Raw genomic sequence first — 11561 nt, 5'->3', positions numbered from 1 at the left:
CCAAGTTGAACTTTGTACTGCTTAGTGTGAAGTCGCTGGGCAGCCGGGTTGCACCACCTTTGCCAGCTCGCCCAACAGCACCAGTTGTTCGCCGATGTCCAGGTTCAGCCGCCCCGTGTGCAGGTCGACCAGTTCAAGCTGCCAGGCCAGCAGTGTCAGGCAGGCCGTTGCTGCTGGCAGCGCCTCGGGCTGCAGGCAGGCACGTTGGCAGGCCGGTGCAAGTACCTCGTGCAGGGAGGCGGTGTAGTAGGCCACTTCACGCAGCCCCAGGTGATTGGCGTGCCGGGCGAGCCCGTCGAGGGTGTCATCCAGGCAGTGGCAGGCATCGGGGTCGTTTTCAATCAGTTCCAGGTGATGCAGGCATTCCTGTGCCCGTGTCAGCAGCACCTGGGCGTCCACCAGAAAGCATTGGAGGGCGTCATTGAACGGTAAGGCACTGTCCATCACGAGGTCTCCACGCGCGGGACAGGCGCAGGGGACGGGCACGCCGTTACGGTAGCTAGCAAAGCCTGACTCCATTCATGCAGTGAGAATGGCGTCACATTAATGGCTAAAGGATATTGCGAACATCAGGTTGCGCCCGATTGCCACTAGGGGTTTCCCTGATGGCGGGCTCAGGGAAGGAACTTTCATGCCGCCGGTGATATCTGCGGGGGGCCGCAGTTAAGCATGGTGGTAAAGTGATATCAATCGCCGGTAAGGGCAGCACGTTGCAGGGGTCAAGATGCAGGTGACGCCGCCGATACAGCTTCAATATCCCAATTTTTTTCGCAATACGCCTGGGGGCTCTCCAATGGCTGGCATTCTCGACACGGTAGACCAACGTACGCAACTGGTAGGTGAGAACCGCCTGGAAATTCTGATGTTTCGGCTGGCCGGGCGCCAGCTTTTCGCGATCAACGTTTTCAAGGTGCAGGAGGTGCTGCAACTGCCCAAGCTCACCCTGATGCCTCAGCGCCACGCCTTCGTGTGCGGTGTGGTAAACCTGCGCGGGCAAACCTTGCCGGTGATCGACCTGTCCCAGGCGATTGGCATGCGCCCCCTGCAGCCTGGGCCGGACAGCACCATCATCGTCACCGAATACAACCGCTCGGTGCAGGCGTTTCTGGTAGGGGGCGTCGACCGCATCGTCAACCTCAACTGGGAGTCGATCATGCCGCCGCCCACCAGTGCCGGGCGCCAGCATTACCTGACCGCCATCACCAAGGTCGACGACAAACTGGTCGAGGTGATCGATGTCGAGAAGGTATTGGCTGAGATTGTGCCTTACAACGCACGGGTTTCGGGTGACAAACTGGCCGACCCCGTGCTCGCCAGGGCCCGAGGCCGCGAGGTGTTGCTGGTGGATGACTCCAGTGTTGCCCTTGCGCAGCTGCGCGACACCTTGTCCCAGCTGGGTATGAAGTTGCACGTGGCGAGCGATGGCCTCAAGGCACTGCGCATGCTCAAGGGCTGGGCAGATGCCGGTGAGGATGTGTACGAGAAGTTGCTGATGGTGTTTACCGACGCCGAGATGCCGGAAATGGACGGCTACCGCCTGACCACCGAGATCCGCGATGACGCACGGCTGCGCAAGCTCTACGTGGTGCTGCACACGTCCCTGTCGGGCAGCTTCAACGAGTCGATGGTGAAGAAGGTGGGTTGCGACAATTTCCTGTCCAAGTTCCAGCCGGATCGCCTGGTGGATGTGGTCAAGCAGCGTCTGTTGCTGGACACCACGCCAGCGTGAACCTTGGGCCAGTGCGGTATAAGCTTGACGTTTGACGCGACGTGAGGCGGCAGGGATGTTTCTCAGTGAGTTGTACCGGTACCCCGTGAAGTCCGGGCAGGCGCAGCGCCTGCTGTCATCGCACGTGGGGCTGCTGGGTTTGCAAGGTGACCGCCGCTGGATGGTGGTGGAGGAAGAAAACGGGCGCTTCCTAACCCAGCGCGCCTGGCCACAATTGGGGCAGTTACAGGCCATTGACGAGGGCAACGGCACGCTGTTGCTGCGCGCCCCCGGCCAGGCGCTGTTGCAGGTGCCGGTACCTGAGGCCGATGTGGATTTACGCGGGGTTACCCTGTGGCGTGACACGTTCCGCGTGCCGGACGCCGGCGACGCTGCGGCTGCCTGGCTCAGCCAGTGGCTGGGCGTGAAGGTACGGCTGGTGCATTGCCCAGAGCAGAGAGCCCGTTACCTGCCCAATGGATACGGCACCAACGCCGACCGCGCGGCCTTTGCCGATGGTTTTGCGCTTCTGCTGATTGGCCAAGCCTCCCTGGATGCCCTCAACCAGCGGGTTGGCCGCCCGATGGAGATGCTGCGGTTTCGGCCGAACCTGGTGGTGCAGGGCGCCGAAGCCTTTGCCGAAGATGGCTGGGAGCGTATTCGCATCGGTAGCCTGGAGTTCCGCGTACTCAAGCCGAGTGTGCGCTGTATCTTCACCACCATCGACCCGGCCACCGGTGAGCGCAGCCCTGACCGCGAGCCGATGACTACCCTGAAAACCTTCCGCCAGAAAGAAGGCGATGTGTTGTTCGGTCAGAACCTGGCGGCCGACGGCTGCGGCTACCTGGAAGTGGGAATGCCAGTGGAAGTGTTGTAGCAGCGGCCCGGTTGGGCCGCGGCTACACAGGCGGGCGCTTACATGTCGTCGAAATAGCGCTCGTGCCAGTCAACCAATGGCTGCGGCGCGTTCAGTTTCTGCCCGTAGATGACGGAGTACGACAGCACGTTCTGCACGTACTGACGGGTTTCATCGAACGGGATGGACTCTACCCACACATCGAAGCTCAGGTGCTTGGCACCCTTCAACCACTGCCGCACGCGCCCCGGCCCTGCGTTGTAGGCGGCAGAGGCCAGCACCCGGTTGCCGTTGAACTGGCTGTGCACCTGGCTGAGGTAGGCGGCGCCCAGCTGAATGTTCTTGTCCGGGTTGAGCACCTGGGCGGGGGAGGCCAGGGGGATGCTGAACTTGCGTGCGGTTTCCTTCGCCGTGGCGGGCATCAGCTGCATCAGCCCGCTGGCACCCACGGGGGAGCGCGCGTCTTCCATGAAGGCGCTTTCCTGCCGGGTAATAGCGAATACCCAGCTGGAATGCAGGCCGCGCACCTTGGCCTCGCGCACCAGGGTGTCGCGGTGGGCCATGGGGAAGCGAATGTCCAGGTCATCCCAGTACTTGGCCTGGCTGATGGTGCGAATGGCCGGGAAGTACCAGCGCAAGTCGTAGCCAAGGCGCGCCTGCGCGACCATTTCGTCACGGTTGAAGTGCCGGCTGACGTGGTACCACTCGCGCCGGCCTTCGACGATCTGCCCCCGGGCATGGAACTCCAGCGCTCGGCGGATCCCAGGGGTGTTGCGAACCTTGTTGACCAGCTGCGGGCTGAGGGCCAGCGGCTTGTTGTTCAGTTGATACGGCGTTTGAGCGCGGTCTGCGGCGAGGAACCCGTAGAAGTCGCGCTCACGGGACACGTTCTTGTACAGCAGTGGAACCTGCGGGTTGTTGGGTTGCGCAAGCTCCAGGCTGCGTGCCTGCCAGTACTTCCAGCGGCTGCTCTGGGCCAGGTCCTTGGGCAGGCGCTTGGTCAGCTGGTAGGCATCCTCCCAGCGGCCAAGGCGCAGCAGCAGGCGCAAGCGCCATTCGCTGACCGTGTCGTCACGCAGTTCCGGGTCGTAGCGGGTCATCAGGTCCAGCGCGCGGGGGTCGTAGCGGCGGGCCAGGGTCAAGCCGATTTCCCGGGCGATGGCGACCTTTTCGTCGCGGGAGAAGTGCATGCGCTGGGCATAGTCGTCGAGCAATGCCATGGCCCGCTCGGGGTCTTGCCGGGCGAGCCGGCGCAGGCCAAGGCTGACCACGTCGGACATGGCGTCGTCGGCCGGGGCAAAGCGTGACGGCTGGTTGAGCAGTTCGGGTTTTTGCGCCACATCCACCAGCAACCGCCCTTGTGGGCCCAGGGTGGTGAGGGTCTTGACCAGGTTGTTGGCCAGTGCGTAATTGCGCACCTGTGCGGCCAGCTTGGTGCGCTCCCAGCGCTTGGCTTCGGTGAGCTGGCCCTCTGCTGCCCACATGGCGAACAAGGTATCGCAGGCCGCGGGCTGCGATTTGCCGACGCTCCACAGTTTGTCGGCGGTGGCAAAGCCCTCGGCGCGCAGGCCATGGCTGAGCTGGTACTGGCCGTTCAGGCAATCCAGTTCGGTGAAGTTGAGCTTGGGGTCGTAGTATTTGACAAAGGGTTGCCATTCGCCGCGCTCGGCCAGCCAGCGTAACCAGCGCAGTTTCATCCAGTTGGCCTGGGGCAGGTCGCCGTGTTTGGCCAGGAACTGCTCGATTTCCTCGTTGCTGGCGGTTTTCAGGCGCGCGGTGAGTTCGTCATAGGCGAGGTAAGGCGTGAGCGGGTAATCGCTCAAGGCATCGGCATAACGCAGGTACGGGCCTTTGTCGCCCTTGGCCAGGGCGCGCTTGGCCTCATCGAAGTACTGGCGTTGCACGGTAATGTCGGTGGCCTGGGCCGTGCAGGTGGCAGCAGTGAGCAACAGGCAGGAAGCAATTTGTAACAGGCGGCTGCGCATGATACGTCCGGGCAGTTGAACCATGGGGAAGTGAAGGCGGAGCCAGCACTGTCGGAAGCTATGGCCCTAGCTTAGCCGTTTGCCGGCGGTGGGTGAAAGCACTGTGCTTGTATCGGGATATTAAGTTCGACCAGGTGTCGTCTGGGGGCTGGCGCAGGGGCATTCGGATGTCGGCCAACCGCCAAGTCAGGTAGAATGCGCGCCCGATTTATGGAGACGAACATGACCCTGCTCAAATTCAGCGATGTGTCCCTCGCATTCGGCGCCATGCCGCTGCTGGACAAGGTGTCCTGGCAGATCGCTCGTGGCGAGCGGGTGTGCATCATCGGCCGCAATGGCACTGGCAAGTCCAGCATGCTGCGCCTGGTCAAGGGCGAGCAGAAAGGCGACGACGGCGAGATCTGGCGCGCACCGGGCCTGAAGATCGGCGAGCTGCCCCAGGAACTGCCGGTGGCCGACGAGCGCACCGTGTTTGACGTGGTCGCCGCCGGGCTTGACGGCGTTGGCGAGCTGCTGGCGCAGTTCCACCACCTGAGCATGAACATCCAGGGTGACGAAGACCTTGAGAAGCTCATGCACGTCCAGCACGAGCTCGAAGTCCGGGACGGGTGGCGCCTGCAGCAGGTGGTGGAGAGTACCCTCAGCCGCCTGCAGTTGCCGGCAGACAAGACCCTGGCCGAGTTGTCCGGCGGCTGGCGCCGTCGTGTGCTGCTGGCCCAGGCGCTGGTGTCGGAGCCCGACCTGCTGCTGCTCGACGAGCCTACCAACCACCTGGACATCGGCGCCATCGCCTGGCTTGAAGAGGCGCTGCGCGGCTTCAGCGGTGCGGTGCTGTTCATCACCCACGACCGCTCGTTCCTGCAGAACCTGGCAACCCGTATTCTCGAGCTTGACCGGGGTGGCCTGATCGACTGGAACGGCGATTACGCCAGCTTCCTGGTGCACAAGGAAGCAGCCCTGGCCGCCGAGGAAACCGCCAACGCACTGTTCGACAAGCGCCTGGCCCAGGAAGAGGTATGGATCCGCCAGGGCATCAAGGCCCGCCGCACCCGTAACGAAGGGCGTGTACGGGCGTTGAAGGCGCTGCGTATGGAGCGGGGCGAGCGCCGCGAGCGCCAGGGCAAGGCCAATATCCAGATCGAATCGGCTGAGAAGTCGGGCAAGCAGGTGATGGTGCTGGAGCATGTCAGCTTCGCCCACCCCGACGGGCCGCTGCTGGTCAGTGACTTCTCCATGGTGCTGCAGCGCGAAGACCGCATCGGCCTGCTGGGTGCCAACGGTACCGGCAAAACCACCTTGCTCAAGCTGATGCTCGGTGACCTTGAACCCACCTCGGGCAAGGTTGAGCGGGGCACCAAGCTGGAAGTGGCCTACTTTGACCAGATGCGTCACCAGCTGGAACTTGAAAAGACCGTTATCGACAACTTGGCAGAAGGCCGTGATTTCATCGAAATCGACGGCCAGAACCGCCACGTGCTGAGCTACCTGGGCGACTTCCTGTTCAGCCCTCAGCGGGCTCGCACCCCGGTTAAAGCGTTGTCCGGTGGCGAGCGCGCGCGTTTGTTGCTGGCCAAGCTGTTCAGCAAACCGGCCAACCTGCTGGTGCTGGACGAGCCGACCAACGACCTGGACGTTGAAACCCTCGAGCTGCTTGAAGAGGTGCTGTCCAACTACAAGGGCACCGTGCTGATGGTCAGCCACGACCGGGCATTCCTCGACAACGTGGTCACCAGCACCCTGGTATTCGAGGGTGACGGCAAGGTGCGCGAGTACGTGGGTGGCTACGAGGACTGGATCCGCCAAGGCGGTTCCCCCAAGCTGCTGGGCGTGACGGAGAGCAAAGGCGGCAAGTCGGCGCTCAACAGTGCGGTAGTGGAAAAGGTGGAGGCCAAGCCCGCACCTGTCGCCGCCCCAGTGGCCGAGGACACGTCAAAGAAGAAGCTCAGCTACAAGCTGCAGCGAGAGCTGGAAATGCTGCCAGGGCAGATCGATGCGCTGGAGCAGCGCATGGCCGAGGCCCAGGAAGAAGTGAGTGCGGCAGGCTTCTATCAACGGCCCATCGCAGAAACGTCTGCCGTGCTCGCCCGTATCGAGAAGCTACAAGCTGAGCTGGATGTGCTGGTGGAGCGCTGGGCTGAGCTCGAAGGCTGACCAGCATCAAGCTGTAGGGCCCTGCGCGCCAGCTTGCCGGCGTCAGGGCCTGCGTACAGCCCGTCAGTCTTTTTTCAGCAAACGCACCGCCAGTACGTCGCACGGCGCGCCATGCAGCACGTCATTGGCAGTGGAACCCAGCAACAGCGCCAGGCCATGGCGGCCATGGCTGCCAACCACGATCAGGTCGCACTGCTGCTCTTTGGCCAGTTGGTGGATTTCTTGCCGGGGCTGGCCGTAGGTCAGGTGCGAGTCGCCGCGGTTGATGTCCGGGTACTTGGCGAACAGGCGGTCCATGCGCTCCTTGGCCTGGTCGAACTGCTGTTGTTGCAGCTGCGACAGGTCCATGGGTACGTCACCCCCAAAGGCCATCGCCATAGGCTCGACGATGTGCACCAGGGATACCTTGGCGTTGGACGGGGCGGCCAGGGCCATGGCGCGCTTGATCACCGGGTCGCATTCTTCAGTCAGGTCGACGGCGACCAGAAGATGTTCATAGATCATGAGCTGTACTCCAGACAATCGTATTAGATGAAGTATGGTCGCTTTCGGGCGGGTCTTCCGTGAAAAATGGCTAACCCGCTCATTTGCAACGTTTTATGGGAACTACTGATATGACGGTATTGCTGGTGGTGTCAATCCTTGCGCTGATTCTCAGCCCGCTTTCCTGGCTGCGCTCTTCGCGCCAGCAGAGCGAGCAGATGCGCCTGCGCCTGGAGGCCCGCCGCATGGGCCTGGCCATGCAACTGGCGCCGCAGCAGTGGCCGCATTGGCTTGAGCGGCAACCGCCAAGCCCTTGTCCGCAATACCATCGGGCCCGTCGGCGTGGTCACCAGGACAGCTTCAGCTTCTGGCAGGTCAGCCCGGGCCTGTGGTGGAACCAGTGGCGCGAACCGTGTGAGGACTCACGTTTTCTGGACGCGCTGGCACGGCTGCCTGCCAGCGTGTACAAGGTCGAGGCAAACGCGCAAATGATCGCCCTGTACTGGACCGAACGCGGTGATACCGCTGTATTGCAAGATGTTGCTCACGTGCTCGAAACCCTCGCCTGATCCTCACCCCCTCATTGCACTGATGCCACGGTCCCACCCGGGCCGGCATCTGCCTCTTCCGGTTTGTAGTACCCAGACTCACATGCAGCCCTCGGGCCTGAGTGTGGTCAATCGCTGACGTGAATGCACCTCGATCATTGTCATCATCGTTCGTATCAGGCCGGTACAAAATGACCGGAAAGTCGCGTTTTCGACCCGTTCGGCAGCATTTGACAACGCTGACCTTTTCGGAGAATGTGTGCACACCCAAATCAAACGGGCGTATGAATTGAGCGTTTGTATGGCACTGCGCCAATTCATCCCCCCGACTAGCGCGCTGACGGGTGTGCCTGGGGCAGGGCAGGCGAGCCTGCTTTTGCTGCAGTGATCGGCGTGTACAGTTCAGCTTCCATATCGTGGAGATCAGTTGATGATTTACGAAGGTAAAGCCATCACGGTTAAGGCTCTTGAAAGTGGCATCGTCGAACTCAAGTTCGACCTCAAGGGTGAGTCCGTCAACAAGTTCAACCGCCTTACCCTGAGCGAGCTTAGCCAGGCCGTCGAGGCCATCCGGGCCGACGCCTCGGTCAAGGGCGTGATCGTCAGCAGTGGCAAGGACGTGTTCATCGTCGGCGCCGACATCACCGAGTTCGTCGACAACTTCAAGCTGCCCGAGGCCGAACTGGTCGCCGGCAACCTGGAAGCCAACCGCATCTTCAACGCCTTCGAAGACCTCGAAGTACCCACCGTGGCCGCCATCAACGGTATCGCCCTGGGCGGCGGCCTGGAAATGTGCCTGGCCGCCGATTACCGGGTCATGTCCACCAGCGCCCGTATCGGCCTGCCGGAAGTCAAGCTGGGCATCTACCCAGGCTTTGGCGGTACCGTACGGCTGCCGCGCCTGATCGGCTCGGACAACGCCATCGAGTGGATCGCCGCCGGCAAGGAAAACCGCGCCGAAGACGCGCTTAAAGTGGGTGCCGTGGACGCTGTGGTGGCGCCTGAGCTGCTGATGGCGGGCGCGCTCGACCTGATCAAGCGCGCGATCGGTGGCGAACTGGACTTCAAGGCCAAGCGCCAGCCGAAGCTTGAGAAGCTCAAGCTCAATGCCATCGAGCAGATGATGGCGTTCGAAACCGCCAAGGGCTTCGTCGCCGGCCAGGCAGGGCCGAACTACCCGGCCCCTGTCGAGGCCATCAAGACCATTCAGAAGGCGGCCAACTTCGGCCGTGACAAGGCGCTGGAAGTGGAGGCAGCAGGCTTTGCCAAGCTCGCCAAGACCTCGGTTGCCGAAAGCCTCATCGGCCTGTTCCTGAACGACCAGGAGCTCAAGCGCAAGGCCAAGGCCCATGATGAAATCGCCCATGACGTCAAGCAGGCCGCCGTGCTCGGTGCTGGCATCATGGGGGGCGGCATCGCCTACCAGTCGGCGGTAAAAGGCACGCCTATCCTGATGAAGGATATCCGCGAGGAAGCCATCCAGCTGGGCCTGAACGAGGCCTCCAAACTGCTGGGCAACCGCGTGGAGAAGGGCCGCCTGACCCCAGCCAAGATGGCGGAAGCGCTCAATGCCATTCGCCCTACTTTGTCCTACGGTGACTTCGGCCATGTCGACATCGTGGTCGAAGCGGTGGTCGAGAACCCCAAAGTGAAGCAGGCCGTGCTGGCCGAGGTAGAGGGGCATGTGGGTGACGATGCCATCCTGGCCTCGAACACTTCGACCATCTCCATCAACCTGCTGGCAAAAGCGCTGAAACGCCCGGAAAACTTCGTTGGCATGCACTTCTTCAACCCGGTGCACATGATGCCGTTGGTGGAAGTGATCCGTGGCGAGAAGTCCAGTGACGTTGCGGTCGCTACCACCGTGGCGTACGCCAAGAAAATGGGCAAGAACCCGATCGTGGTCAATGACTGCCCGGGCTTCCTGGTCAACCGCGTGCTGTTCCCTTACTTCGGCGGTTTCGCCAAGCTGGTCAGTGCTGGCGTCGACTTCGTGCGCATCGACAAGGTCATGGAGAAATTCGGCTGGCCCATGGGCCCGGCCTACCTGATGGACGTGGTTGGCATCGACACTGGCCACCACGGCCGTGACGTGATGGCCGAGGGCTTCCCGGACCGTATGAAGGACGACCGTCGTTCGGCGGTGGATGCCCTCTACGACGCCAACCGCCTCGGCCAGAAGAACGGTAAGGGCTTCTATGCCTACGAAACCGACAAGCGTGGCAAGCCGAAGAAGGTGGCCGACGCCACGGTGCTCGACGTGCTCAAGCCTGTGGTATTCGAGCAGCGTGAGGTTACCGACGAGGACATCGTCAACTGGATGATGATCCCGCTGTGCCTGGAAACCGTGCGCTGCCTGGAGGACGGTATTGTCGAAACCGCCGCCGAAGCGGACATGGGCCTGGTTTATGGTATTGGCTTCCCGCCCTTCCGGGGTGGTGCGCTGCGGTACATCGACGCCATCGGTGTGGCCGAATTCGTTGCCCTGGCCGATCGCTACGCCGATCTGGGCCCGCTGTACCACCCGACCGCCAAGCTGCGTGAAATGGCCAAGACTGGCCAGCGCTTCTTCAACTGAGCGGTCAACGAGCTAGAGCGAGAGATTTGATATGAGCCTGAATCCAAGAGACGTGGTGATTGTCGACTTCGGTCGCACGCCCATGGGCCGCTCCAAGGGTGGCATGCACCGCAACACCCGCGCCGAAGACATGTCGGCGCACCTGATCACCAAACTGCTGGAACGCAACGACAAGGTCGACCCCAAAGAGGTGGAAGACGTGATCTGGGGGTGCGTCAACCAGACCCTGGAACAGGGCTGGAACATTGCCCGCATGGCGTCCCTGATGACACCCATCCCGCACACCTCGGCCGCGCAGACGGTCAGCCGCCTGTGCGGTTCGTCGATGAGCGCGCTGCACACCGCTGCCCAGGCCATCATGACCGGCAACGGCGATGTCTTCGTGATCGGCGGCGTCGAGCACATGGGCCATGTAAGCATGATGCATGGCGTTGACCCTAACCCGCACCTGTCGTTGCACGCCGCCAAGGCCTCGGGGATGATGGGCCTCACCGCCGAGATGCTCGGCAAGATGCACGGCATCACCCGAGAGCAGCAAGACCTGTTCGGCGTGCGTTCGCATCAGCTGGCCCACAAGGCCACGGTTGAAGGCAAGTTCAAGGACGAAATCATCCCCATGCAAGGGTATGACGAGAATGGCTTCCTCAAGGTGTTCGACTTTGACGAGACTATTCGCCCGGAAACCACGCTTGAAGGCCTGGCCTCGCTCAAGCCTGCGTTCAACCCCAAGGGGGGGACCGTGACTGCGGGTACGTCGTCGCAGATCACCGACGGTGCCTCGTGCATGATCGTGATGTCGGGGCAGCGTGCGATGGACCTGGGTATCCAGCCGATGGCGGTTATCCGTGCCATGGCAGTGGCTGGCGTAGACCCGGCAATCATGGGTTACGGGCCAGTGCCCTCTACCCAGAAAGCCCTCAAGCGTGCGGGCTTGACCATGGCCGATATCGACTTCATCGAGCTCAACGAAGCCTTCGCTGCGCAGGCCTTGCCAGTGCTCAAAGATTTGAAAGTGCTCGACAAGATGGATGAGAAGGTTAACCTGCACGGCGGCGCCATTGCTTTGGGCCACCCGTTTGGTTGCTCGGGGGCACGTATTTCCGGCACCCTGCTCAACGTCATGAAGCAGAACGGCGGTACCTTGGGGGTGGCGACCATGTGCGTCGGCCTGGGCCAAGGGATCACCACTGTCTTCGAACGCGTCTAAACGCGTAAGCTGACAGCGACCGGGGCCTTGTGCCCCGGTTTTGTT

General features: G+C 62.2%; 8 protein-coding genes and 1 pseudogene. 6 read left to right on the top strand and 3 right to left on the bottom strand.

The genetic code is table 11. From position 1 onward, the window contains the following. Positions 1-33 precede the first annotated feature (33 nt). A pseudogene (locus IAE38_RS08410) lies at positions 34-444 on the bottom strand (histidine kinase); the annotation flags it as partial. Between the two features lie 349 nt (positions 445-793). Between IAE38_RS08410 and IAE38_RS08405 the strand changes: the two are divergent. Next, positions 794-1729 carry a chemotaxis protein CheV gene (locus IAE38_RS08405; protein ID WP_060482173.1) on the top strand — a complete coding sequence of 312 codons (936 nt, stop codon included), beginning with the start codon at positions 794-796 and terminating at the stop codon, positions 1727-1729. A 55-nt stretch (positions 1730-1784) separates the two neighbouring features. Then, entirely contained in the window at positions 1785-2585 is an 801-nt protein-coding gene (locus IAE38_RS08400) for an MOSC domain-containing protein (protein ID WP_201217001.1), read from the top strand. Between the two features lie 38 nt (positions 2586-2623). Here IAE38_RS08400 and IAE38_RS08395 read toward each other — a convergent pair whose 3' ends face one another. Next, positions 2624-4549 (bottom strand): transglycosylase SLT domain-containing protein, encoded by a 1926-nt coding sequence (locus tag IAE38_RS08395; protein WP_060482175.1) that lies wholly within the window; start codon positions 4547-4549, stop codon positions 2624-2626. A gap of 222 nt (positions 4550-4771) precedes the next feature. Between IAE38_RS08395 and IAE38_RS08390 the strand changes: the two genes are divergently transcribed. Beyond that, positions 4772-6700: an ATP-binding cassette domain-containing protein gene (locus IAE38_RS08390; RefSeq protein WP_201162758.1), complete on the top strand. Its 1929-nt coding sequence runs from the start codon at positions 4772-4774 to the stop codon at positions 6698-6700. 63 nt (positions 6701-6763) lie between these two features. Here IAE38_RS08390 and IAE38_RS08385 read toward each other — a convergent pair whose 3' ends face one another. Further along, positions 6764-7204, bottom strand: a complete 441-nt coding sequence (locus IAE38_RS08385; RefSeq protein ID WP_028632467.1) for a universal stress protein — start codon at positions 7202-7204, stop codon at positions 6764-6766. Positions 7205-7314: 110 nt separating this feature from the next. On the opposite strand from IAE38_RS08385, the gene IAE38_RS08380 reads away from it, so the two are divergent. The 3 genes from IAE38_RS08380 (at position 7315) to fadA (ending at position 11516) form a co-directional block, all read left to right on the top strand. Then, complete coding sequence (locus tag IAE38_RS08380; RefSeq protein ID WP_201216998.1) at positions 7315-7752, top strand: hypothetical protein; 438 nt, start codon at positions 7315-7317, stop codon at positions 7750-7752. Positions 7753-8161: 409 nt separating this feature from the next. Next, positions 8162-10309: a fatty acid oxidation complex subunit alpha FadB gene (gene fadB, locus IAE38_RS08375; protein ID WP_201162760.1), complete on the top strand. Its 2148-nt coding sequence runs from the start codon at positions 8162-8164 to the stop codon at positions 10307-10309. A 31-nt stretch (positions 10310-10340) separates the two neighbouring features. Then, on the top strand, positions 10341-11516 hold the full coding sequence (gene fadA / locus IAE38_RS08370) for an acetyl-CoA C-acyltransferase FadA (protein ID WP_028632470.1): 1176 nt from the start codon (positions 10341-10343) through the stop codon (positions 11514-11516). Positions 11517-11561: the final 45 nt, after the last annotated feature.

Origin of the sequence: Pseudomonas sp. S32 (assembly GCF_016648095.1) — a bacterium.
In the GTDB taxonomy this organism is placed as follows: Bacteria; Pseudomonadota; Gammaproteobacteria; order Pseudomonadales; family Pseudomonadaceae; genus Aquipseudomonas; species Aquipseudomonas parafulva.
This window is presented reverse-complemented; position numbering and strand designations above follow the sequence as displayed.

Coding starts and splice junctions, on each gene's coding strand:
- IAE38_RS08380 (WP_201216998.1), top strand. CDS start 7,315: ATGACGGTATTGCTGGTGGTGTCAATCCTTGCGCTGATTCTCAGCCCG.
- IAE38_RS08405 (WP_060482173.1), top strand. CDS start 794: ATGGCTGGCATTCTCGACACGGTAGACCAACGTACGCAACTGGTAGGT.
- IAE38_RS08385 (WP_028632467.1), bottom strand. CDS start 7,204: ATGATCTATGAACATCTTCTGGTCGCCGTCGACCTGACTGAAGAATGC.
- IAE38_RS08395 (WP_060482175.1), bottom strand. CDS start 4,549: ATGCGCAGCCGCCTGTTACAAATTGCTTCCTGCCTGTTGCTCACTGCT.
- fadA (WP_028632470.1), top strand. CDS start 10,341: ATGAGCCTGAATCCAAGAGACGTGGTGATTGTCGACTTCGGTCGCACG.
- IAE38_RS08400 (WP_201217001.1), top strand. CDS start 1,785: ATGTTTCTCAGTGAGTTGTACCGGTACCCCGTGAAGTCCGGGCAGGCG.
- fadB (WP_201162760.1), top strand. CDS start 8,162: ATGATTTACGAAGGTAAAGCCATCACGGTTAAGGCTCTTGAAAGTGGC.
- IAE38_RS08390 (WP_201162758.1), top strand. CDS start 4,772: ATGACCCTGCTCAAATTCAGCGATGTGTCCCTCGCATTCGGCGCCATG.